Source organism: Trinickia sp. (assembly GCF_051954495.1).
Lineage (GTDB): Bacteria > Pseudomonadota > Gammaproteobacteria > Burkholderiales > Burkholderiaceae > Trinickia.
Window position 1 is genome coordinate 45706 of sequence record NZ_JBQCHR010000090.1, and the last position, 23434, is coordinate 69139.

General features: G+C 61.9%; 23 protein-coding genes. 11 read left to right on the forward strand and 12 right to left on the reverse strand.

Features of this window, described 5'->3' with window-relative positions; genetic code table 11:
* Positions 1-52: 52 nt before the first annotated feature.
* Together ACTHNR_RS13030 and pcaC are read left to right on the forward strand one after the other, a co-directional pair.
* Positions 53-1444, forward strand: coding sequence for a 3-carboxy-cis,cis-muconate cycloisomerase (locus ACTHNR_RS13030; protein ID WP_440548062.1), 1392 nt, complete (start codon positions 53-55; stop codon positions 1442-1444).
* Between the two features lies 1 nt (position 1445).
* Positions 1446-1832 (forward strand): 4-carboxymuconolactone decarboxylase, encoded by a 387-nt coding sequence (gene pcaC, locus ACTHNR_RS13035; protein WP_440548063.1) that lies wholly within the window; start codon positions 1446-1448, stop codon positions 1830-1832.
* Between the two features lie 76 nt (positions 1833-1908).
* On the opposite strand, the gene ACTHNR_RS13040 is transcribed toward pcaC, so the two are convergent.
* Entirely contained in the window at positions 1909-3096 is a 1188-nt protein-coding gene (locus ACTHNR_RS13040) for a porin (RefSeq protein WP_440548065.1), read from the reverse strand.
* Between the two features lie 80 nt (positions 3097-3176).
* Complete coding sequence (locus tag ACTHNR_RS13045; RefSeq protein WP_440548095.1) at positions 3177-5078, reverse strand: bifunctional sugar phosphate isomerase/epimerase/4-hydroxyphenylpyruvate dioxygenase family protein; 1902 nt, start codon at positions 5076-5078, stop codon at positions 3177-3179.
* A 328-nt stretch (positions 5079-5406) separates the two neighbouring features.
* Between ACTHNR_RS13045 and aroQ the strand changes: the two genes are divergently transcribed.
* From aroQ to ACTHNR_RS13060, 3 genes are read left to right on the forward strand one after another with little or no spacing between them, the layout of a single operon-like run.
* Positions 5407-5862, forward strand: a complete 456-nt coding sequence (aroQ, locus tag ACTHNR_RS13050; RefSeq protein ID WP_440548066.1) for a type II 3-dehydroquinate dehydratase — start codon at positions 5407-5409, stop codon at positions 5860-5862.
* An 8-nt stretch (positions 5863-5870) separates the two neighbouring features.
* The gene (locus ACTHNR_RS13055) at positions 5871-6731 is read left to right on the forward strand and encodes a shikimate dehydrogenase (protein ID WP_440548067.1); all 861 of its coding nucleotides are present in this window, start codon (positions 5871-5873) and stop codon (positions 6729-6731) included.
* Positions 6732-6780: 49 nt separating this feature from the next.
* On the forward strand, positions 6781-8130 hold the full coding sequence (locus ACTHNR_RS13060) for an MFS transporter (RefSeq protein ID WP_440548068.1): 1350 nt from the start codon (positions 6781-6783) through the stop codon (positions 8128-8130).
* 104 nt (positions 8131-8234) lie between these two features.
* Here the strand turns inward: ACTHNR_RS13060 and ACTHNR_RS13065 are convergent, their stop codons facing one another.
* The 4 genes from ACTHNR_RS13065 to ACTHNR_RS13080 all read right to left on the reverse strand — a co-directional run bounded on the left by ACTHNR_RS13065 (position 8235) and on the right by ACTHNR_RS13080 (position 12905).
* A complete protein-coding gene (locus ACTHNR_RS13065; protein ID WP_440548069.1) occupies positions 8235-9236 on the reverse strand; it encodes an alpha/beta hydrolase in 1002 nt (333 codons plus the stop codon).
* Between the two features lie 28 nt (positions 9237-9264).
* The gene (locus ACTHNR_RS13070; protein WP_440548070.1) at positions 9265-10620 is read right to left on the reverse strand and encodes an MFS transporter; all 1356 of its coding nucleotides are present in this window, start codon (positions 10618-10620) and stop codon (positions 9265-9267) included.
* The gene (locus ACTHNR_RS13075) at positions 10617-11630 is read right to left on the reverse strand and encodes an alpha/beta hydrolase (protein WP_440548072.1); all 1014 of its coding nucleotides are present in this window, start codon (positions 11628-11630) and stop codon (positions 10617-10619) included. The genes ACTHNR_RS13070 and ACTHNR_RS13075 overlap by 4 nt, the downstream gene beginning before the upstream one ends.
* A 150-nt stretch (positions 11631-11780) precedes the next feature.
* Positions 11781-12905 carry a porin gene (locus ACTHNR_RS13080; RefSeq protein WP_440548073.1) on the reverse strand — a complete coding sequence of 375 codons (1125 nt, stop codon included), beginning with the start codon at positions 12903-12905 and terminating at the stop codon, positions 11781-11783.
* Between the two features lie 124 nt (positions 12906-13029).
* Here ACTHNR_RS13080 and ACTHNR_RS13085 point away from each other — a divergent pair, with 124 nt between their 5' ends.
* The 3 genes from ACTHNR_RS13085 to ACTHNR_RS13095 all read left to right on the forward strand — a co-directional run bounded on the left by ACTHNR_RS13085 (position 13030) and on the right by ACTHNR_RS13095 (position 14599).
* Positions 13030-13950 (forward strand): LysR family transcriptional regulator, encoded by a 921-nt coding sequence (locus tag ACTHNR_RS13085; RefSeq protein WP_440548074.1) that lies wholly within the window; start codon positions 13030-13032, stop codon positions 13948-13950.
* A gap of 80 nt (positions 13951-14030) precedes the next feature.
* Positions 14031-14321 (forward strand): CopG family ribbon-helix-helix protein, encoded by a 291-nt coding sequence (locus ACTHNR_RS13090; RefSeq protein WP_440548075.1) that lies wholly within the window; start codon positions 14031-14033, stop codon positions 14319-14321.
* A complete protein-coding gene (locus ACTHNR_RS13095) occupies positions 14309-14599 on the forward strand; it encodes a type II toxin-antitoxin system RelE/ParE family toxin (protein ID WP_440548076.1) in 291 nt (96 codons plus the stop codon). The genes ACTHNR_RS13090 and ACTHNR_RS13095 overlap by 13 nt, the downstream gene beginning before the upstream one ends.
* 300 nt (positions 14600-14899) lie before the next feature.
* Here ACTHNR_RS13095 and relB read toward each other — a convergent pair whose 3' ends face one another.
* On the reverse strand, positions 14900-15124 hold the full coding sequence (relB, locus tag ACTHNR_RS13100) for a type II toxin-antitoxin system RelB family antitoxin (RefSeq protein ID WP_440548077.1): 225 nt from the start codon (positions 15122-15124) through the stop codon (positions 14900-14902).
* 380 nt (positions 15125-15504) lie between these two features.
* Positions 15505-15936 (reverse strand): DUF29 domain-containing protein, encoded by a 432-nt coding sequence (locus ACTHNR_RS13105; protein WP_440548078.1) that lies wholly within the window; start codon positions 15934-15936, stop codon positions 15505-15507.
* A gap of 343 nt (positions 15937-16279) precedes the next feature.
* Between ACTHNR_RS13105 and ACTHNR_RS13110 the strand changes: the two genes are divergently transcribed.
* Positions 16280-16519, forward strand: a complete 240-nt coding sequence (locus ACTHNR_RS13110; protein ID WP_440548079.1) for a ribbon-helix-helix domain-containing protein — start codon at positions 16280-16282, stop codon at positions 16517-16519.
* A gap of 782 nt (positions 16520-17301) precedes the next feature.
* Positions 17302-17532, forward strand: a complete 231-nt coding sequence (locus tag ACTHNR_RS13115) for a SymE family type I addiction module toxin (RefSeq protein ID WP_440548080.1) — start codon at positions 17302-17304, stop codon at positions 17530-17532.
* A gap of 64 nt (positions 17533-17596) precedes the next feature.
* Here ACTHNR_RS13115 and ACTHNR_RS13120 read toward each other — a convergent pair whose 3' ends face one another.
* Together ACTHNR_RS13120 and ACTHNR_RS13125 are read right to left on the reverse strand one after the other, a co-directional pair.
* Complete coding sequence (locus ACTHNR_RS13120) at positions 17597-17806, reverse strand: CPCC family cysteine-rich protein (protein WP_440548081.1); 210 nt, start codon at positions 17804-17806, stop codon at positions 17597-17599.
* The gene (locus ACTHNR_RS13125; protein ID WP_440548082.1) at positions 17803-20379 is read right to left on the reverse strand and encodes a DUF637 domain-containing protein; all 2577 of its coding nucleotides are present in this window, start codon (positions 20377-20379) and stop codon (positions 17803-17805) included. The genes ACTHNR_RS13120 and ACTHNR_RS13125 overlap by 4 nt, the downstream gene beginning before the upstream one ends.
* Positions 20380-20618: 239 nt before the next feature.
* Between ACTHNR_RS13125 and ACTHNR_RS13130 the strand changes: the two genes are divergently transcribed.
* A complete protein-coding gene (locus tag ACTHNR_RS13130) occupies positions 20619-21191 on the forward strand; it encodes an RNA 2'-phosphotransferase (protein ID WP_440548083.1) in 573 nt (190 codons plus the stop codon).
* Between the two features lie 392 nt (positions 21192-21583).
* Here the strand turns inward: ACTHNR_RS13130 and ACTHNR_RS13135 are convergent, their stop codons facing one another.
* Both ACTHNR_RS13135 and ACTHNR_RS13140 read right to left on the reverse strand, forming a co-directional pair.
* Positions 21584-22636, reverse strand: a complete 1053-nt coding sequence (locus ACTHNR_RS13135; protein WP_440548084.1) for a DUF6862 domain-containing protein — start codon at positions 22634-22636, stop codon at positions 21584-21586.
* A gap of 356 nt (positions 22637-22992) precedes the next feature.
* Positions 22993-23430 (reverse strand): DUF29 domain-containing protein, encoded by a 438-nt coding sequence (locus tag ACTHNR_RS13140; RefSeq protein WP_440548085.1) that lies wholly within the window; start codon positions 23428-23430, stop codon positions 22993-22995.
* Between the last annotated feature and the right edge of the window lie 4 nt (positions 23431-23434).

The following is a 23434-nucleotide window of genomic DNA, read 5'->3' on the forward strand; positions in this document are numbered from 1 at the left end:
GATGGCGCGAGCGCCCGGACCCACTACTTCCCCTTAGCGGATTCGAACGCTCATGTTCGCGTACGAAGGACGACTCAACGATCGGCTGACTTCATCCGATGCGATGCTTGCCGTGTTTTCGCCGAAAGCGACGGTGCAACGGATGCTCGACGTCGAAGCGGCGCTTGCGCGCGCGCTGGCGGCGGCGGGCGTCATACCGCCCGATGCCGCGGCGCCGATCGAAGCGGCGTGCGATGCCGGCCGGCTCGATGCCGACGCGCTGACGCGCGCCGCCTCCCGCGCCGGCAACCTCGCCATTCCGCTCGTCAAGCAGCTAACCGCCCGCGTGGCGGAGCACGCCCCCGACGCCGCGAAATACGTGCATTGGGGCGCTACGAGCCAGGACATCATCGATAGCGGCATGGTGCTTCAACTGCGCGATGCGCTCGACCAGATCGACGGCGGCGTCGATGCGCTGTGCGACCTCCTCGCGCAACAAGCGCAGCGGTACCGCGACACGCCCATGATCGGCCGTACCTGGCTGCAGCAAGCGTTGCCGATCACTTTGGGCCTAAAGTTCGCGCAGTGGCTCGATGCGCTCGAGCGGCATCGATCGCGGCTCGCTCAACTGCGCGAGCGTGCATTGGCGCTGCAGTTCGGCGGCGCGGCCGGTACGCTCGCGAGCCTTGGCGACGCCGCACCGGCCGTCGCCCAGAAGTTGGCGCAAGACCTGCAACTACCGTTGCCTTGCGTGCCGTGGCATACGCAACGCGACCGCATCGCGGAAGCGGCCACGGTGTTCGGCCTTTTGACGGGCACGCTCGGCAAGATCGCGCGCGATGTCTCGCTGCAGATGCAAACCGAAATCGGTGAATTGGCCGAGCCGTCGTCGGCCGGCAAAGGCGGATCGTCGACGATGCCGCACAAACGCAATCCCGTCGGCTGTGCGGCGGCATTGACGGCGGCGATGCGCGTGCCGGGCCTCGTTGCGACGATGCTCGCGGCCATGGTGCAGGAGCACGAACGCGCGCTCGGCGGCTGGCAGGCCGAGTGGGAGACGTTGCCCGATATCGCGAGGCTTTGCGCGGGCGCGCTGTCGAACATCGCCGAAGTGGTCGGCGGTCTCGAAGTCGATGCCTCGCGGCTCGCATCGAACTTGGACCTCACACGCGGCCTCGTGCTCGGCGAAGCCGTCATGCTTGCGCTTGGCGCGTCGATGGGGCGCCTGCGGGCGCATGAACTCGTCGAGCATGCGTCGCGCGAGGCCGTTCGCAGCGGACGTGGCCTGCGCGACGTGTTGGCCGAGCACCCCGACGTCACCAGCGTGCTCGACGAGCATCGACTCGATGCGCTGTTCGATCCGGCGAACTACAGCGGGCAGGCCCGCGCATTCGTCGACGCCGTGCTCGAACGCCACCGCGCGAGCGGCCTCGCACTCTCCCACCCATTGACCGGCAACCCATGAAATGACAGACGAAGAACGTTACGAAGCAGGTATGCAAGTGCGCCGCGCGGTGCTGGGCGACGCGCATGTCGATCGTTCGCTAGCCAACCGCAATGCGATGAACAGCGAGTTTCAGGATTTGATCACGCGCTATGCGTGGGGCGAGATCTGGACGCGCGACACGCTGCCTCGCCATACGCGCAGCTTGCTGACGATCGCGATGATGGTGGCGCTCAATCGCGGCGAGGAGCTTGCGCTGCATTTGCGCGCGGCCAAGAACAACGGCGTGACGCGCGACGAGATCAAGGAAGTGTTGATGCAGACGGCGATCTATTGCGGCGTGCCCGCGGCCAACTCGGCGTTCCATCTCGCCGATCGGATCTTCCGCGAGGAAGACGGGCAGGCTTGACGATTCACGTGTCGTTGGTTGGCGCGCGGCGACGAATGCATCGCCGCGCGCTTTCGCGTTGGCGTTAGCGTTAGCGTCAGAACAACGTCGCGATGCCGAGCATGCCGACGAACTGATTGTGCGTCGACGACGGCGTACCGTTTTGCGAATCGCCCACCGACGGCGCCGCATCGACGATGTTGCCCGCGCCCCGGCTGCCCAGCGTCCGGCCGCTTGCATGCTGATAGCCCTGCAACGCATAGAGCGTCGTTCGCTTGGAGAGGTGATACGACTCTTTCAGCGAGTACTGCTCGTAGCGTGCCGCATCGTCGATCCCGTTCGCCTTCGAAGCCGCGGTGAACGCCACGCCGGCGCCGACGTCGAACGCGGGTGTAAAGCGATAGCTCGCCAGCGCCGCATACGTATTGAAGACCGCCGTCGTGCCGAACAGCGACTGCGCGCCCGCCTGATACTCGACGTTCGAATACGACAGCCCCAGGACGAGATTGCCGATCGTGTAATTACCGGCGGCCGCGATGTGTTGAATGGCCTTCGCCGACACATAGCCCGTATTGAGCGCCGACGTGCCGAAGCTGCCTGTCGATGCCGAATCGAAGCCCGTCGTTTGCTGCGCGTTGTCCATGCGCAGGTAGCCGAGCGCGAGCGAAACCGGACCGCTCAGGTAGCGCACGGCGCCGCTATAGGTCTGCCCCTTGCCGGTACTGCCCGCGATCCCGCCGAAGGCGTACATGGCGCTTGCCTGCAATCCGCCCCAATTGGGCGAGGTGTACACGAGCGAGTTGTTGATTCGAATGGTCGTGTCGAGCCCGTCGATGTCGCCGGGGTGCGCACCCGTGGCCCCAGTGAGCCAGGAACTGCCCGTAAGCGGGCCGACGAACGAGTAGTAGGGCGTGTACTGCCGCCCTGCCGTCAGCGTGCCGAATCGATTGTTTTGCAATCCGACATAGGCTTGTCGATTGAACATCACGCCCGACGATGAGAACGCGCCCGTGTTCAAATCGAAGCCGTTCTGCAGATCGAAGATCGCCAGCGTGCCGCCGCCGAGGTCTTCCTTGCCCTGCAGGCCGAACTTCGACGCGTAAAGATTGCCCTGACGAAGGTAGACGTTCGAGCTGCCCCTCTGGTTGTTCACGTAGGTCAGGGCGTCGTCGACAGCGCCGTAAAGCGTGACGCTGCTTTGCGCGAAGGCCGGCGCACACGTGACGACGGCGGCCAAAGCGACGGCCGCGCGGGCCGATTGTTTGCGATAGGTATTGATCTTCATCGAACGTCTCACTCATCTCCAAAGGTCGTCGCCGCGAGTCAGTCCCGCGGTCTGTACGTCAAAAATCCAAGCAAAAGGAATCAGCGGACATCACCGCCCGAGCGCCGGCGGGCTTGCGCGGCCAATCTCACGGCCGCGTTGGGAGCGCCATAACCGTCGTATCCGCCGCGTCGCTCGACGATTTCGAGGAAGAAGCGCTGATCGAGCGTTTCGGTGTAGGCATGCAAGAATTCGCCGCCGTTTTCGTCGCGGTCGTAGAGCAGATCGTGCGATCGCAGCCTGTCCAAGAACGTTTCGGGCAGCGCATAGCGGGCAGACAGGTCGTCGTAGTAGTTGCGCGGAATCCCCAGGAGCGGCAGCCCGGCCGCCTTGAATTCGGCCACCGCGCGAAAGATATCGGCCGCGCCGAAGGCGACGTGATTGAGACCGGACCCGTGATACGTCTGGATCGCCTCCGACACCGCCGTGTGAGGATCGACCGATGCGTTCAGCACGATGCGCACCGAGCCGTCTCGGCTGCTGAACGCGCGCGACCGCACGAGGCCGTACGGATCCGGCACGACGACGCTCGGCGACGCGCGCAAGCCCAGGACGGCTTTGAGGAACAAGGTCCAACTGTCGAGTGCGCCGATCGGCAATGCGAGGCACGCATGGTCGATGCCGATCAACGGCCCCACTTCGCTCGGTCCGTCCACATCGGTCAGCATGAAGTCGGCTTCGAACAGCGTCGGCTGCTCCGACGTTTCGTTCACTAAGTAGTTAAGACTTCCGTCCGGCGCGCGTACGGCAGGGACGAGACGTTCGTCCGGCCCGACCTTGCCGAGGAACGGAACGTAACCGAAACCGGCGGCGCGCTCGAGGGCCAACTGGGCGTCGTCGAGACGAAATGCCGATGCGCACAAGGACAACCCGTGCTGCTGAAAGAACGCACTCGCGTAGGAGTCCGGCTCGGCGTTCAGCACGATCGATGCGGCGCCGTGTTGATAAAGCGTGACATCCTTCGAACGGTGCCTGCCCGTCCGGCGAAAGCGCAGCTTGTCGAGCCAATCGACGAGTTTCGCGCTCGATGCCGCGTCGACGGCGAACTCGAGAAATTGTGTCGAGAGTCGTTCCGGCGCGGCCGGCGGGGCATACAGGGGCGGCATTGCGCTTTCCTTCGAATCGCCCAGCAACGCCCGCGTCCCCTCCTCTAGCCACAGCAGCGACCGATACCCGTCGGCGGCCGTCGCCGCGGGCGGCGCGCCCCGAAACCCATCGTTGAAGACTTCGAGCGACAGCGGGCCGCGATAGCCGGTTTTGACCACGCGAGCCGTGAAATCGGCCAACGGGAATTCGCCCTGCCCCGGGAAGCAGCGGTAGTGGCGGCTCCATTCGAGCACGCCCATATCCATGTGCGGTGCATCGGCGATCTGCAGGAAACCGATGCGATCGCCAGGAATCGCCTCGATTTCGTCGAGCGTGTCGCCGATCGAAAACGTATGAAAACTGTCGAGGGCCAGCGTCAGATTCGGATGGTCGACCTGGTTCACGAGGCGCCACGCATGTCGATACGAATTGACATGCCGCCCCCACGCCAGCGCTTCGTAGCAAGCGGTAGCGCCTGCTTCCTGGGCCGTCCGCGCCAGCACGCCGAGCTGGTCGACGGTCAACGCATCGTCGCAACGGGTATCGGCGGACGCGTTGCTGCATACCAGCAAACGATCCGTCCCCAGCGCATGCATCACGTCGAACTTGCGTTTGATTCGTTCGACGTTGCGCGCCAACTGCTCGCCGCTCACCCCTTCGAAATCGCGGAACGGTTGGTAAAGCACCACGCGCAGCCCCAGATCGTCGGCAATGCGGCGCACGTCTTCAGGCGTACCGTCGTAGTAGAGCAAGTCGTTTTCGAAGATTTCGACGCATCGAAAGCCCGCAGCTGAAATCGCACGGAGCTTTTCGACGAGCGTGCCGCTGATCGAAACGGTGGCGATCGACCGCTGCAACGGTGCATCGACAGGGGGCAAGGCTCGGTTCTTCATGGACGGCGGGCTATTGAATGCGCTCAAACGATCGACTGAATCAAAGGAGAAACGCGGGTGCCCCTACCCATGCGTCCGGTGATCGGACGAAAGCAGACGGCAGCAAACGGGCGGCCACCTTCCAGCGGCACGATCAGGGCGAACTTTACGTGAACTAACTAGTTGGTACAAATTCTCGAAAACCCTAGAATGACACATGCGCTATTCGGCGGCACACTTGCATGCATTCGGAGCGCGGTACGGACCCGCTTCACGCCAGCCGCGTTTGCTCGTTCATCCTGGAGTCGTTGTTATGACATTTGCTTCGGTTCTGGTCCTCAATGGGCCGAATCTCAACCTGCTCGGCACGCGGGAACCCGCCATTTACGGCAGCGAGACGCTCGCCGACGTCGCCGCACTGTGCACGCACGCCGGCGAGCGACTGGACCTCGCCATCGATTTCAAGCAGTCGAACGCCGAGCATCAATTGATCGACTGGCTGCATGAAGCGCGCGAGCGCATCGACGGCGTCGTGATCAATCCCGCCGCCTACACGCATACGTCGGTCGCCATTGCCGATGCATTGACGGCGATCGCCAAACCGGTGATCGAGGTCCACATCTCGAACGTCCACAAGCGCGAGGCGTTCAGGCATCACTCGTACGTCTCGCCGATTGCCGAAGCCGTTATCGTCGGCTGCGGTACGCAAGGCTATGTCCTGGCGCTAGAACGCATGGCGCAGTTGCTAAAAGCGGGGAAGCGCCGATGAGCCAAGCCATGAATCGCCCTGCTCGGTCGGTACTGCTCGGGCTGATCGGCGCCGGCATCGGCGGATCGCTTAGCCCGGCGATGCACGAGGAAGAAGCGCGCAGACAGGGGTTCGCCTGCGTTTATCGGCGCATCGATTTGGAAACGCTCGGGGTCGACGCGAGCGCGTTGCCCGATCTGTTGACGGCCGCGGAACGAATGGGGTTCGATGGGCTGAACATCACGTATCCGTGCAAGCAGGCGGTCATTCCGCTGCTCGATGAATTGTCGGACGACGCCCGTGCATTGGGCGCGGTCAATACCGTGCTGTTCAGGGAAGGCCGGCGAATCGGCTGCAACACGGATTGGTCGGGTTTTACACGCTCCTTTCAGCGCGGCCTGCCCGACGTCTCGCTTGCGCGCGTAGTTCAGCTCGGCGCCGGGGGCGCGGGCGCGGCGGTCGCGCATGCGGTTTTGAGTCTCGGCGCTGCCCAGCTTACGTTGTTCGATGTCGACGAAGCGCGCGCGGCCTCGCTGGCGAACGAGTTACAGCAGCGTTTCCCGACCGCTGCCGTCATTTCCGGCGGTTCGCTGCCGGAAGCGATGCGTCATGCAACCGGACTAGTGCACGCGACGCCCACCGGCATGGCGAAGCTGCCCGGCCTGCCGTTGTCGGCCGATCTGCTGCACCGCGAGCTATGGGTGGCGGACATCGTCTATTTCCCGATTCGCACGGCACTCATCGAGGCCGCTGAAAAGATCGGCTGCCGCACGTTGAGCGGCGGCGGCATGGCGGTGTACCAAGCGGTCGACGCATTTCGGTTATTCACCGGCGTGGAGCCCGATGCCGACCGGATGTTCGCGCATCTGCAAGCGTTACTCGAACGCTAGCGCGTTCTCATTCAATTACAACGACTCAGGTCGATAGGAGACGAAGGACATGGCCCCACCGATTTCACCGCACTCGCTTAGTTCGGCGCCGTTGCAAGGCGCCGCGCAACCCTCCACGGCACGGCCTTCCCGTGCTCGCTATCGTATCCTCGGCCTGCTGGCGGCGGGGACCATGATCAACTATCTCGATCGAACGGTGCTCGGCATCGCCGCGCCGCAGTTGACGAAGGAACTCGGCATCGACGCGGCCTTGATGGGCCTGATCTTCTCGGCGTTTTCATGGAGCTATGTCGTTTCGCAGATTCCAGGCGGCGTATTCCTCGACCGATTCGGCAGCAAGCTGACGTATTTCTTGGCGATGACGCTGTGGTCGCTCTGTACGCTCGCGCAAGGTCTCGTGAACGGGGTGGGCGCGCTCTTCGCGTGTCGGCTCGGCTTGGGCGTGACCGAATCGCCGTGCTTTCCGACCAACAGCCGGATCGTGGCCACCTGGTTCCCGCAAACTGAACGCGCTTTCGCAACGGGCACGTACACGGTGGGCGAGTATATCGGCCTCGCCTTCTTCAGCCCGTTGCTGTTCGCGTTGATGGGCGCGTTCGGCTGGCGGTCGCTGTTCTATGTCGTCGGAGCGGCCGGTGTGCTGTTCGGCCTCGTCTGGTGGCGCTTCTATCGCGAACCGCACGATCACCCGGGCGCCAATGAAGCCGAACTCGCCTACATCGAAGCAGGCGGCGGCCTCACTCGGCACGGTTCGAGCGGGAAAGCAGGCCAGCACGCGAAAGTGGACTGGCGCAACATCGGCCGGCTGCTCAAGCATCGGCAGCTGACGGGCATTTGCCTGGGGCAGTTCGCGGGGAACTCGACGCTCGTGTTCTTCTTGACGTGGTTCCCGACCTACCTGGCGACCGAGCGCCATATGGGCTGGCTCAAGATCGGCTTCTTCGCGATCATGCCGTTCATTGCCGCGTCGATCGGCGTGATGTTCGGCGGGACGTTTTCCGATTGGCTGCTGCGCCGAGGGCATTCGCCGAACGTGGCGCGAAAGCTGCCCATCATCGCCGGCCTGCTGCTCGCTTCGACGATCGTGCTCGCGAACTTCGTGCAGAGCAATACGGCGGTCATCGCGATTCTTTCGTTGGCGTTCTTCGCGCAAGGCATGGCCGCGCTCGGATGGACGCTGGTGTCGGATATCGCGCCCGAAGGGATGCTCGGGCTGACGGGCGGGATCTTCAACGTCGCGGCCAATCTGGCGGGGATCATCACGCCGCTCGTGATCGGGGTGATCGTGAGCGCGACGGGGTCGTTCGTCTGGGCGCTCGCGTTCATCGGCGTGATCGCGCTGATCGGGGCCGCCTCGTATATTTTCGTCGTAGGGGATATCAAGCGGATCGCGTTGTAGCAAACAGCGGCCGGCAAGCAAGCCAGCCGGAGCGCTGGCTTGCCCAATGGACATCTTTTGGCGCACAGATGCCCACCCGCGGCGTCGGTTTTGCGACCGTGGGACTACTTGCCCGTCCTATCGAACAGCGCCGCCACCCCCTGCGGCGAGCAGAAGATGCCCTTCCCGTCATGACCGAAGCCATCGACGACCACGGTGCGATGACCTAGCGACGGATGCCGCATCTTCATATATCGGGCGTACGCGAGCCCACGTCCGAGACGATGCGGGCCTTGCGTCTGCGCGGCACACGATCTGTCCAGCGCCGGATGTTCCGGATCGCAATCAAGGCTCCCCAGCAGCACCGTCACGTCGCGCCGCGCGTACGCATCCTCGAGCGCAAGTACACCATCCCCCGCCCGCGCATATGCCGGCAATCGATTCAACCCATATTTCCAGTCGTTGAATCCGGGACAATGCGCACCGTCGAACGGCGCAAAGCCCCCTTCCGCCGCCGGACGCAGCGCATCGAAATACACGTACGAGGACGGATTCGCGATCACGTAGCGCAGCGCCACACCTTGCGAGGTCAACCGCCCCTCCGCACGCGTGAGCACCGCATAACGCTGTGCAACCTGGCCACCGCCGGAATGGCCCGCGATGACGACCGTCTCCAAAGAAGGAAACGAGTCACGCCGCGCAAGCCGCTCCACGATCGCATCGAGCGCGGCGAACGAACTGATCGGCGCGGGGCCAAGCGCCGCGTCGCCTCCCATCCAGCCTGTCCATTCCCAATGCAACGTGTCGGGCGTGAGCCGATGCGCATCGACATCGGCCGCGGCAAGGAACTGCGGCACGATCAGCAGCGTCTTCTCGCCATCGCCGCCGGCCGCAGCCCGCGCTTGCTGCGCGAGCTCGAAGTAGGCGTCGGCATTGCGCAGCCGGCCGTGCATCAACACCACGGCGTGCCGAACACGCGGCTGAGGCTGGTTCCAATCGCAACCGAGATAAAGCGGAACGACGCCGCTGCCGGCCGGCGTCGTGACGGTGAGACGATGTGGCGCGACGACCGAGACAGGGCGCTCGTTCGGCGCGCGTTCGTCGTCCTGTTGTAGGTGGAGGGTCATTCAATGCCTATAGAACTTGGACGAATCGTCACTGCGTTGCGACGGGCCGCTCTTGCGCCGCCGCTGCCGGATCCCGCCCGGACTTCGTAAAAAGGACCATGACCAGCGAGACGCAACCAGCCACGATCAGATAAAACGCGGGCGTATAGCTGCTGCCGGTCCAATGCGTGAGCGAAGTGATCGTGAGCGGCGCGAGGCCGCCGAACAGCGTCACGGCCACGTTGTACGAAAGCGCCACCCCTGTGGAGCGATTGCGCACGGGAAAGAGTGTCGCCAGCATGCCCGGGTGAGAGCCCGACATCGCCGCCAGAAACAGGGTCGACACCATCTGCGCGATGAACAGATGCACCGGCGAAGGCGCCGAAATGACGAACGCGAACAACGGATACGCGGTGAAGATCCATGCGATCACGACCGGATAGAACAGCCGGTAAGCGCCATATCGATCGCACAGCTTGCCCGCGAGCGGGAACAACGCAAGGTTCAGCACGCCGGAGACGAACGCACCCACGAGAGCCGTCGAAAGCGGCAGGTGCAGTTGCCGTTCCACGTAGAGCGGCAAGTACGAGTGCCACACATAGTTCGTTGCCGCGCCGACGATGATGATGCCCATTGCGCAAATCACGGCGTCGGTATTCTCGCGGAAGAACTCGCGCACCGTTTGCCGTTGCCGCGTGCCGCCGTGCTCGCGCAATTGGATGAATTCGGGCGATTCGGCCACGCGGTGGCGAATATAGAATCCGATCGGCCCCGCGAGCGAGCCCAACAGAAACGGCACGCGCCAGCCCCATTCAACGAGTTGAGCATGAGTCAAATGCGTGGTCAGCAGCCAGCCGGTGCCCGACGAGAGCAGCAGCGCGAACGCCTGCGCCGACATGTTGAAGCTGCCGTAGAACATCTTCTTGCCCGGCGGCGCGTACTCGACGAGCATCGCCGAAGCCGTCGCGAACTGGCCGCCGACCGACATGCCCTGCAGCACGCGCGCGAGGACGATCAGGAGCGGCGCGGCAATGCCGATCGTGGCGTATGACGGCGTCAATCCCATCAGCAGCGTACTAGCCGCCATCGTGACGATCAGCATGCCGAGCGCGCGCCGTCTTCCTGCGCGGTCGGAATACATGCCGAGCAAGATGCCGCCGATCGGGCGCACGACGAAGCCGATGGCGAAGGTCGCGAGCGTCAGGGCCAGGGAGATGAAAGGCCGGTCGGCGGGGAAAAACACCTGCGCGATGATCTTGGCGAAGTAACCGTAGACGAGAAAGTCGAACCACTCGAGGCCGCTGCCGAGCACCGACGAGACGATCGCGCGGCGCACCAGACGGGGGCTCAGCGCAGGCACGCCATCATGCACCGGCGTGTTATGAAATGTATTGGGCGTATTCATTGAGCACACGTTCCTGTTCCGAACATCGTTGCGAGCGCACACGAAGAAGTCAGCATTCGTGCGCCATTGTGGCCGACGCCGGGCACGACGTAAAAACGTTGATCGAGTCCTTCGGGATGACGCGTCTGTAGATACTGAAAATAGCTTTCGCCCCGCGCGAGGCGCTGCGGCCCTTGCGCCTCTGCGGGACAACTACGATCGAGCGCGGCTTGCCGGGGATCGTCGTCGTTGCCGCCCACGAGATAAGTCACATTGCGGTGCACGTAAGCCGCTTCCAATTGCGCGACGCTGCGGTCGTTCACGTAGGGCGGACGCGATTGCATGCCGTACTTCCAGTCATCGAAGTTCGCGCATCTCGCAGGGTCGAACGGCGCAAAACCGCCGCGCTCGGTGGGCCGCGACGCATCGAAATAGACATACGAAGAGGGGCTCGACACGAGGTAATCGACGCGGATGCCTTCCCGCATGAGCGCCTGCACTTCATGCGCAGCGACGGCGTAGCGCTGCACGACCTGCGCGCCGCCGGAATGCCCCGCGAACGTGATCCGTTTTAGATTGGGGAAACGCTGCCGGTCCGCCAGCCGCTGGACGATGGCATCAAGCACCGCATAGGAACTGATCGACACGTTGCCGTCGGCCGGCTCGCCGCCCATCCAGGCGTTGTCCTTCCAATGGAGCATATCGGCCGGAAGATCGTGCACGGGCAGATCAAGCGTTGCTAGAAACTGCGGCGCGATCAACAGCGTCGTGGTGGGATCGAGGCCGGCGGCATTGCGGGCGCGCTCGGCCGTTCGATAGTAGACATCGGCGTTGCGCAGCTTGCCGTGGATCACGATGACGGCGCGCTCGACTTGTGGTTGAGCGACATCCCAATCCGCCGACAGATAAAGCGGAAATTGCGCGGGCCCTTGCGGCGTATCGATCCGCAGACGCGCGGGCGCAATGACAGCCACCGGATGCAGATGCGGCGCGTAGACATGTTGCGCGAGCGCGGCCGTGGGCGCTGCCATGATTATCGGCACGACCAACACGCCCGCGACAGTTGCCGCGGCGCACCGCCGAATCGCGCGCCGCACGCTAGCGTAAGCGTGCTTCATTGGATTCACCGATCCACTCCAAAAACTTCGAGCATGTGACCCTTTCATCATCGCGTCGCCCGTTCAGAAACGATGCCGAATACCGACGGTCGCGGCGGTCTGGTTCGCCCAGAATGCCGTTTCACTGGTGACGCCGACGGGCGTGAACGTGCCGTTCCCGTTATGCGTCGCGGCAGCGTAGGCGAGCGTCGCATAAACGTCCGTTCGCTTGGACAAGGCGTAGTCGCCGCTCACCACGCCCATGATCGAATTGGACACGCCGCTCGTTTTGTTGCTCTGGTAGTAGAGAGCCGTCGTCAGCCGCAGCGCCGGGGTGAAACGATAGCGCGCACCGGCGAACCACAACGCCGCGGACACGGTCGCGCCCTTGGTCGGATTCTGCAGAAAGTGCTCGTAGCCGCCCATCAAAGTCGCGCGGCCGATCTCGTCGCGCACCGAAAGGCTCCAGTTGCGCGACTTCGTCCACGTACCCGCGGACGTGACGGCACCGTTGCGATAGTCATAGGCGAAGGCGGCCGAGAACGTGCCGAGCGCGTATTGCAAGCCGGCGCCGTAGGCCGCGTTGCTTTGGAAGGAGCCGGCCGTGCCGCCGAAGCTGTAATCGGCGATCGCCTTGAGCCCTCCGAATTCGCCGACGTATTTGACCGAGTTGTTGAGCCGCGCCTTATACGAGAAGCTATCGGCCGAGCCTGTCGTCGGAAACCACGTGTACTGCGGCGCGTATCCCATCGGGTCGTATTGATCGAGGATGTCGTACATGGCTGTGTACTGCAAGCCCGCGGATAGCGAGCCGAACGAGGCATGCGAGACGCCGACCGCGGCCGTGCGATTGAAGAGCACGCCCGACGAAGCGTTCGTGCCGTCGTTGCTGTTGATGCCCGCCTCTAATTGAAAGAACGTGTGATAGCCCCCGCCGAGATCTTCCGTGCCGCGAAGGCCGAAGCGCGAATTGCTCAGGCCGCCAGAATTCTCACGCACGAGCACGCCGCCTTTTGCGTCGGCGTGGTTGATGACTTCGAGGTTCGTATCGATCACGCCGTAAAGCGTAACGGTAGATTGCGCGTGCGCCGACAGACTGACAGCGCCGACCAGTGCGGCGGCGACATGGTGCTTCTTCATTGCGGTCTCCATCCATGCAAAGTAGTTGTTCTCCGTGGCGGCGTACTGCAAGCGGGGCTTGCCGGTCACGGTGGGTTCATTGCGATGGCGAGATCGTAGGTTCGAGGGTGGTAAATGTAAAATACCTATTTCATGAGCTATCCATATTTATAAAATATGGGTTTCGGATGTGTGGCTTTGTTGAGGACAGGCGATGGAATTGCGGCACTTGCGTTACTTCCTGGTGGTGGCCGAGGAAGGGCAATTCACGCGCGCGGCGTCGCGGCTGGCCATGCAGCAGCCGCCGTTGTCGCAGCAAATCCGCCTGCTCGAAGAAGAGGTGGGCTTCGAGCTATTCGAGCGCTTGCCGCGCGGAGTCGTGCTGACCGAGGCCGGCAAGGCGTTTGCGCAGGATGCGCAACGTATCATCGACGGACTTCAGCAAGCCGTGGAGCGCGCGGCTCGAATTGCGCGCGGAGAGATGGGCACGATCTTGATCGGGCTGACGAGTTCGGCGAGCTTCCACCCGCTGACCACCGAGGCGATTCGCGAATTTCGGCGGCTGCATCCCGATGTCGGCGTCGACTTGGTGGAATTGAACGCGGCCGAAGTGAACGAGCGGCTAGCGGGTGGACTCGTGCATGTGGCTTTTCTGCGCAAGCCGGTGGAGTTGCCGCCGGATTTGGCGTTCGAGGTGCTCGAGGAGGAGCCGATGGTTGTCGTGCTGCCCGAAGACCATCCGCTGCTGAGCCGGCGGCGCGGACGCCGGCCGCGCATCGCGCTTCCCAAGCTGGCCAACGAGCCGTTCATCCTCGTACGGCGGCCCGGTGCGCCGGGCATGTACGCAGATTTTTTGACCGCTTGCCGGGTGGCGGGGTTTTCTCCGTATGTCGTGCGGGAGGTGCCGCGCATGCTGTCGGCGATCAAGCTCGTGTCGACGGGGCTCGGCGTGACGCTCGTGCCTGCGTCGATGCAGCGATATGACCAGGCGGGGGTCGTTTATTGTGAACTCGAGGGGCCGCAGGCGTTGACGGCGCCGCTGACGCTGGGCTTTTCCATCACGCAGGGCAATGGCGCCGCGAGCCGGTTCGTGGAGTTCGTGCGGGAGGGGTTTGTGCATCGAATTCCAGCATAGCCACCGCATCCATCGACCCAATTTGCCGTCGATGTCAAGGTATGGTAAGGTATTACCTCCACATACCAATGAGGGTTGCCATGGCTGTGACTACGTCCCGCCCCGTCGCGATCAAGATCGACGCCGACATTAAAGAGCGTGTGAAACGCTTGGCCGACTCGCGCCATCGCACCCCACATTGGCTAATGCGTGAAGCCATCTGCCAATATGTTGAACGCGAGGAGAAGCGGGAAGCGTTCCGGCAGGACGCCATCAAAGCATGGAACGAGTACCAGGTCACGGGCTTGCATGCGACGCTCGAAGAGGCCGACGCTTGGCTCACGAAGCTGGCAGAAGGCGAGGATACTGAGCCGCCCGAATGCCACGTCTGATCTGGACCCCTCCCGCCTTAAGCGATGTACAGCGACTTCATCGCTTCCTAGCCTCCAAAAACACGGAAGCCGCCAAACATGCGGTGCAAGCCATTCGTGAAGGCGTCAAGCTCGTTGCGCATCAGCCTCGTATTGGCCGCCCTGTCGAAGAGATGGAGCCTGAGTTCCGCGAGTGGCTGATTCCCTTCGGAGACAGTGGGTATGTCGTTTTATATCGCTATGACGAATATACCGCAGTGATTACGGCGATCCGACATCAGCGCGAGGCTGGCTACTGACACGTCCCGCTCAATCGTATAGCAGCTTGTGCGCTGCGGTTGCTGCCCCTTTTCGGCGTCGAACGCAGCGGATCAGCCGCAGTCGACGATGGGGGTGCGGACGAAAACTTGGAGTACCTGGAGGCAGTGCGTGTCGCCGTACGAGGATCGCATACGAGCGGTTCGGCGCTACTTGAAGTTGGGTAAGCGCATCAGAATAACGATTCGGCAACTGGGGTACTAGACGAAGCGTCCAGTGACGATACGCCGAGCAACAGCACGGTCCTCTTGGTAACCTGCTTCTCCGCAGTTCGGGAGAAATCACGCCTTCAAGTCAAGCCGCGCCACCACGTCGTCTAGCGACGAAGTCCGTTCCTTGCCCGCTCGGATTCGCTTGACAACACGCTCGGCCAAGTACCGGTCTTCCAAGTCCTCCAGGTGTTGCACGATAGCTTCGCGCGCATAGAACGTCGTGGTGCGTCCGGTGCGCTTTGCCAGCGCTTCCAGGCGCGCTTCGATTTCCTCGCGTAGACGAATGACTAGCATGGCGCCCCCAGAAAAATTGCATTCCACATATATCGCTTACCGTGTCCCTTCTCATTGTTCCGAGCCCACCTCATCATCGAGCGTAGCCAACCGGTTTGATCGCCCAAGGCGATTCAGGCGCCGAGCCATTCAGGGCTTGCGAGTACCGCGGCCTCTTCGTTTCCACGTAGAAGATCGGCACAGCGCGTCGAATTCCCGCATAGTCACTGCATCCATCAATCCGATCTCGTACAGCCCTCGCGCCGTCTCGTGCAGAACCTTTAACAGCGTGCTTCTTTTCACCTTTTCTCTAGCATAACGGCGGATTTCCGGCTCCGTTTGCAAAGACATCGGCCCAATCAGTCGGCTTGTTGATTTCGATTACGGTTTTCCAGCTTCGGTCAGTCCGGCATGAAGCCCGCGTCCAAGACTTGCGCCATCGACCAAGGGCAGGTCTCGGGGAAACCGCCGAGTCCTGTATCGCTCACAACCTCGGCGAGCGCTTTTGCCCACATAAGACCCATGCAATCTGGTACAGCCAACTTTTGGGTCAGGCTCGGAGCTTGGGCCAAGAGATAAGCAACATGCTGCCGCTCGGCTTTGATGCCACGCTGCTTACTAGCGCAACGCCGGCCCGTGACGAACCTCCATTCGAGCAGTCGCGTCAGCAGGACGGCCATGCGGTTCATCACTTCTCTCGTTTCGCTCTTGGCCACGTCCTCGATCTCCTCCGCGATATGCTCTATGTCGATTCTCGATAGCTCGCCCGCTCGCAGCAAGGTCGCCTGCTCTTCAGCCCAAAGAACCACATCCTCGTCGTAAGTCGTTCCCATTGCACCCTCGATCTTAGTCATGTATATCGGGGATAGGCGCGGAACGCATCAGCGAGCGCGAGTGCTCGTATGGCTGACAAACTGCCCGCTCGATGCCCGGTTCGTATTGCATCTTCTGCATTTGCGACGCCCTGCTCATCATTGATCGTTTCTTCATTTACCGTTGGAGCCGCACATGGTGACATCACGCGGCGAGCGGCGTACGACTTCTAGTCTGAAGTAGGACCAATTAACGCTGATCGGCCGTAGCAAGCGAGCAAGGGTTAGCAGAGACCTATACGCGGCGCGGCTTTGGGGGGCACCACGGCGTCAGCGAACGGCTCCGATTCTTAAGGGAATTTGCATGAATTCAGTCCGTTGGAACGTCTCCGTGTCGGCCGGTACCGATCAGTCGGTTCGCATGTTCCTTTCCTTTCAAGGGGGCGGCCGCAAGCGTGATCTTTCGCGCTTCATCGAAGAAGCCGTGCGCGCCCACCTGCTCGAGCTGTCGGCCAACCAGGCCAAGATGACGAACGTCGAAGTCAGCGAAGCCGACCTGATGACTTTTGTTTCCGACGCATTGCAATGGGCGCGCGAACATTGATGCGGGTTGTTCCCAACATCCCGCTGAGCGCTAACAAGCTCCGTCAGCGCATCGACCATCAGTTCCATCGCTTCGCTCCGCGCTGTTCGGCCGGCGCGACACTCGCCCTGTTGGTCCAGCCCAACCAGCGCCGCGCGCGGGCGCGTCAAAGGCAGGCGGCGCGCATTTCGATATTCGGCCGCATCGCGGCCCCGAGCGTTGCTCCTCGCGCGCCAGCGCCATGCTTCGATTTACTTCGTACTCCTCATCTTGGCCGCACAGCGGCCCCTGACATCGTCCTTGCGCAGCACATGCATCAGGGCCGGGGGCGCAAGACATAACGCTGCGTTATCCACGGCCGGGCACCGGCCGTTGATAATGTCCGCGTTATGTTCAATCGTGGGATTTGGCCCGCAGGGACGAAGCCCGCGATTTACCCCCGGCCCTTCGTTACTCTCGGCCCAGCGGGCCGCACGAACTCTCTTCGTCACCTCTTCGGGCCGTAGGGCCCGCTTGAACCCCTTCGTTGCCAATCCTGGCCTTGCCAGGATTTCCGGGCCGCTCCGGACCGGCACTTCTTCATTCGTCAAGGTATCGGGCCGCATGGCCCGCACTGCATTACCCAGCGTCCTAGGCCGTTCGATCAATGGTTAGGAATACTGATTTTTAATACAATCAAAGACTTAACAGCACCACTAACAGGAGAACGGCCACCCCTTCCATCGCCGTAAACGCAGCGCGGGCCGCATGGGCGCCAACCCATACGACCCGCTGACCACCATCAACTCAGTACAGGAGTCGATATGGCTAACGCCGATATTAACGCACGTCCTCCCGCTCACCCCGAGCGGCATGTCACCATTCAGCAATCGTGGCGCTATCGCCAATGGAAGCCCCGAGGCTACCGCACCGATCCGCCGCTCTTTCCCTGGTTCAAAGTCTCGGGCCGTTGGCTTGAACAAGCCGGCTTCATGCCTCGCCAGCGCCTCAAGATCGAAGTGCAACACGAGCGGCTTGTCATCACGCCCGCCTAAGTGGTCGCATAGGCAGTGAACCCGGCCGGCGCCGGGTTCGTGTCAACGCATACCCGTCTGGGCATCAGTTCGAGCCTTTCGGGCGCCAACGAGCTCGCGCCTCATTCAAACTCGTCGAATTGGCACCGCCCGCATAGTCAGGATCGGCCGATTGTATCGGGTCGTCTTCCCACCCGCATACCCTGCAGATTTCATAAGATCCGCGGTCGCAAAGCGTGCTCTGACCGCAACAGGGACATGGGTGCAGTGGACACCCCTCTTTCTCTCGCATCATTGCTTATTCCAGTAGCTCATTCCGCCCTGAGGCCTAAACATCGTTCTTGGCGCACCGTCGATGGTCTTAACCGCGAACGTATTCGTCGACGGGTTGTATAGCAACGTGTCTCCATTTGGCCGCGTCTTGATCAAGGTCCCAGGGGGTGGGCTTGACACAAAGTCCTGCGCACCTTGGACATATTGAACCGCATTTTGGTACTCGGGGAACTCCGACATATGCTTATCCCAGTGACCATACGCATTCTCTACCGCGCTACTTGACCCGGTTGATGACCAGAACGAACTGCTTCCGGTACTCCCCGAGGTCGCTTGATCGGTTGCGACGCTTCCAGTGTCATTGCCGTTGTCACCGCTCGACAAGATCGGCGTACCCGGCGCGATCAACGGCGGGGTCGTCGCAATCGTGCCATTCGGCAACGGAACAGCAATGGGCGGCGTCACCACTGCCCCGGCCGTCCCACTCGGCGGGTTGTTACCGTCGTTGGCCTGACCCAGCGGATTCGGATCCGACGGCGGCGTCTGTCCGCTGTTGGCATTCAACAAGCCAATGAACTGATCCACCTGCCCCTGCACCCAGCTCTTCGCGGCGTTGTTCGCATTCACCAGATCCGAGAACGCACCCGCCAACGTGCCCAGAACCCCGCCGTTTTTCGCCGCAGTCGCAGGATGGTCATCGGTGTTGTTCATTACCTCGTTCAACGCCGCGTTGGCCCCGCCCTGCGCGTTTGCACCAGCCAACCCAGCGAGACCACCCCCGACCAGCGTCGCAAACCCCTCCATAGCGGCCTGTTGTCCCGGACTCAGCGCCGCGCCCGTCGGATCGATCGCCTTCAGCAAATCCGGCGACAGTGCGGCCGAGGCCGCCCCGCCAATGGCCCCGCCAGCACACCCCGTCCCCTCTGCCGCCCCGGCCACGCAACCGAGCAGTCCGTGTGCCGTTACATACCCAAGCTCACCGGTCAGCCCTGAACCAAACGATCCGTTTACGTCTGCATTCCCAATCGCGAAGGCTCCCGCCGCAGCCGCATCGGTAACCGCAGCCTGCTTCAAATTGTCGAGGAAGCTTCCCCCTTCGATTGCAGTCTGCACTCCCGCGCTGATCGTCGCGGTAGCGCCCATCGCCGCGAGTTCCTCGGGCAGGCTGTTCGCGGCCGCCTGCCCCGCTTGGGGCACGAGCGCCCCACCTACGCTCGAGATCCCCGCCAACTGGGCAAGCGTGCTCGTATCCTGCGGCAAGCTATTTAGCCCTTGATCCAAATTGCCCAGCCCGAACGACCCGGTCGTGCTGTTGTACGTAATGCCATTCGTCAGACCCGCCGTTAGCGCCCCCACCGCACCGGCTTCCAGCACAGCCCCAAAATCAATCCCATTACCGGAAATCACCTGGCTAGCGATACTTCCCGCCATCGCACTCACCGCGCCGACGATAATCGATTCGCCGAGCGTCATCGTAGTCAGCGTGGCCCCCAGCGCAGCTGCCGCCGCACCGGCCGTGAGAATCGACGCCGCAACGGCGGCAACCATGGCAGCCAACTGCTGCACCCCAAACCCACCCTCCGCCACGAAATCCGTGTGCAGGTGGTCACTCACCGTCGTCTGCGTGAAATTCCCGCCCAACTGCTGCAGCACCTGCCCTAACAACTGCTGCGTCGCCGCGTTGTTCGCCGATCCGTCCGGGTTCACCTCCTCCAACAACCCGCCGATCTGATTGAGCTGCGACACGTTCAGCGTCATCTCACCCGCCGCCGCGCTCATGAATCCGCCGGGCTGCACCATCGTGCCCGTCGTATCCTCGTACCCGCCCTTCACCTTCGACCAGATCTGACCCACGTCCACCTGGTTCTGCTGGTTCGTCAGCGTCCCCGTGTTCACCGTCAGCGATCCGCCCGAGGTGATCGTGCCCGTGTTCAGAATGCTGCCGCCCGTCGCCTTACTGCCAAAATTCAGCGCCAGGCTATCGCTCGCAACGATGTTCCCGTCCGCCGAGAGCGCCGACGTATTGGCCGGCAAATACACCTGCGGCATCAACGCCGTCACCGTCGGACAACTGTACGTCCCCGTCGACGTGCACCCCGGCTGCGGCACCGTCTGCTCCACGTACCACAGCATCGGCTGCGTCAGCTCGCCGATTTGCTGCTGCGTGAGCGCCTGCCCCAGCTGAATGTCGTTCGCCTTCGCGTACTCCGTCGCGTTCGCATACAGCACGAGCTTCTCTTGATCGGTCACCGACAGTTGCAGTTGGCTATCGGTCGACAACCCACTGACGAAGCTTGCCTGCCCCGTTTGCTTGAGCGCCGCCGTCTGCAGCACCGCGTCTTCCGCCTGCGGGTTGTAGTAGAACAGCGACGTGCTCGGCTGCAAGTTCGACGGCAGGTTCGAGAGCAGCAGCTCCGGCGTTACCGCGTCCAGCGTCGTTCCCGTGCCGCTCAGCACATAGTTGATGCCCGACGATGACGACCCGCTGCTCGAGGACGCGCCACCGGACGTCTGAAGGTGCGTCAGCGAAGCGCCGCCCAACGTGGCAGGAATCGACAAGTTCAACCCGCCCGCTGCCGGTGCGAGACTGATCACCTGCGGCGGGTTGCCGAATGAAGTCCGTGTTGAATTTCCAAGGGAGACAAGTGCGACCAGCGGGCGGGCATAATGATGGTGTTGCACGCTCTCAACACCTACCTACGACGCGCCAATCTTGAAATTCAACAAAAAGCCATGACGACAATACGTTCGCAGATCTGCTGCACCGTCATCAAATTTTAATCAAGCACCTTGGCTTCGATCCGGTCTCGAAGTCTAATAATTCACCCTACGCGATGACCATGGACCCTACGCAACTCGACGAACTCAGTAGATATCTGAGCTACGTGCTCCGCCATGAACCGCAGACCATTGGCCTACAGCTCGATAAGGACGGTTGGGCAGATATCGATTCCCTGATTGCGGGTGCTGGTAGGGATGGGCGAGCAATCGACCTATCGATGATCCGAGCCGTCGTAGAGACGAGCCCAAAGAAGCGATTTGCCCTTTCCGACGATTTTCAACGAATTCGTGCTGTACAGGGACACACGACGTCAACCGTACAACGTACGTACCCTGAAGCGATACCCCCTGATCTGTTGTATCACGGCACAGCCACCCGCTTTCTAGCGTCTATTCGTGAACAGGGGTTAAAGGCTGGATTGCGTCATCACGTACATCTTTCGCTCGACCTAACGACGGCTACTGCAGTTGGGAAACGCCACGGCAAACCAGTAGTGCTTGTAATCCGTGCCCTGAGAATGCATCAAAACGGCTTTAAATTCTTTTTATCAGAGAACAACGTGTGGCTCACCAATGCCGTGCCTCCGGAGTTCATCGATACGATCGATCAGTCACTCATTGAGTGAAACGCCATCTGCCAACACAACTATTAGCCGGTTCTCTGCCAAAAACACGACACTGTAGTGTCGAACATTTCTAGCGTTTCGAAAATGTTGCCTCCAAGCCAAAGCGGCGTCCGAGTCAGGGTACTCGACTAGCGCCCCTCTCAAGAGCAACGCGGCCTCACCGCCATCCAGCCCCAACATCGACGGCCCGGGAAATGCCTGCGTGTAAAAGGAACAAACTGACGCAAATCGTAGCTCTCGCTTACGGACGCCTGCTTCTGTGTCGTACTCCACGGTAACAATAAGATCGGCTCCCTCCGTTCGCATTGTCATCGTGTTCTCGCCGTGCCCAGGAAGCCACTCGTACAAATCAAGAGTTTCTATTCCGCGCCCCATCTTCATCATCTCGCTCCTTATGGCAACTTCGAGGTCCCGATCGGCGGCAGCTTGTTCCGCGTCAATTGGCCTGCGGCTAGGTCATTAAATGTGGTTCCGGCAGGCATCCCCGGCACTTGGATCCCCGTCCGATTTGCTCCATACCACTGTGCCTGCGGTACCCCTGCGCGACTCAAGGCCACCGATGTTCGAGTGTTCAATATTAACTGAGCCCCATCCGCTGTGACCACATAATCGACAGGCAGTTGGCTCGGGTTAATCAAACCATTCTTAATCGCAGCAGCCAAGTCATCGACTGTATTTATAGGCACCCCTGCAAGTTGCGTGTACTTCGCAGCCCCCTCGACGCTGAACGTGCCGGCTGCGTTTATAGACGATTGAGCAAAGTTCGCGTTTGCTACGGAACCAGCTAGCCCATTGTTGATGGCTCCACCGGCTCCATCCAGCACTGTCGCCATCGGCTCCGCCAACCGAGCGGCATCTGCCGTTCCGAGGCCCAACCAACTACCTATCTTGCCAAGCACTCCCGCACCCGTCAGCGGAATCGGAGCCATTTGTAGGCCGTCTAACGTGCTCTGCGCGATGTGCCCGTCGAACGAACCCGCATAAATGCTCTGGTAGTTATCGGGCAATGCCTTGATCGCCGGCGCGTTCGGGTCGAACGCGTACATCGTGCCGTTGACAGGTTGTACGTTGTTGCCGCCTGCCAGCGCAGCAGCAACCTGCGCTCGGCAACCCGGACTACCGAAGCCTCCCGCACATGCGCTAGCCAAATCGGCATCGCGCTGCTGAGACAACGCTTGCAACGACTTGGACGTGCTGCATGCTGTTGCATCTCCGGTACTTGAACACGTCGCACCCGTACTGTCTGCCAGTTCTTGCTCAGATAACGTCATCGGGCCGGGACGAACATGGCTCAACCAATTGTTCAGCGTCTCGTTTTCAGCCGCCGTAGCGGCACCCTGCGCATTTGCCCCCACAGCTCCAGCAAGCAATCCACCGGCAAGTGTGGTCATCGCAACATCAAGCGGCGCCGGAATGTTTCCATTCGCATCGAGGGTCGTATTCATGAGCGCGCCAGCCGCTCCCCCAATGGCCCCATATCCAACACCCGACGCGTCCTCCCACCGCAACGGCCCGCAAACCTAGACGCAGCTTGGCTTTGCGGGCCGTCATCGCCTAGATCCGGTTCGGCCAGGGAGATTTTTTGCCCAGACGCGGTTTTGCAGCCTGCCGAGGCGTCAGCCTGGAAGTTAAAGAACGATGGCGCGCAAGCGCCGCACGCCGATTGTATCGGCCCAGCAGGGATAGAAGGGGAAGGGAGAGAGAACCGCCCAAGAGCGGCTAAGAAGGAAGCGACCGTCGCGAGCACGGACGTAAAAAAGCCAGCTCCAAGGCTGGCTCATCAACTACGGCAGGTCACTGCTCAGTCCGGCAGGAACCCCTCGTCCAACACCTGCGCCATCGTCCACGGGCACGACTCTGGCAGCAACGCCACGCCGATCTGCATCTCCGCAGCGGCCTGTTGACGGGCATCGCCCCACATATCGCTAATCCAGTCGCTATCGTCAAGCATGGGCTTCAGACTCGGGGTCTTGTCCAGCCGTCGCCCGATCGCCGTTCGCTGAATCCGCAGTGTCGTCTGCCAACTCGCACCACGCCTTTCCGGCTGGCATTGCCACTTTAACAAGTGCGCCAACAGCACCGCCATGCGGCTCGCCAGCTCACGCTGTTCGCTCTTGCCCACGTCCTCGATCTCCTCCGCGATGTGCTCGATGTCCAGCGCCGAGAACTGACCCGCGCGCAACAACGCAGCCTGTTCGTTGGCCCAGGCCACCACGTCCTTCTCGTAGCTCGTTCCCATTTCT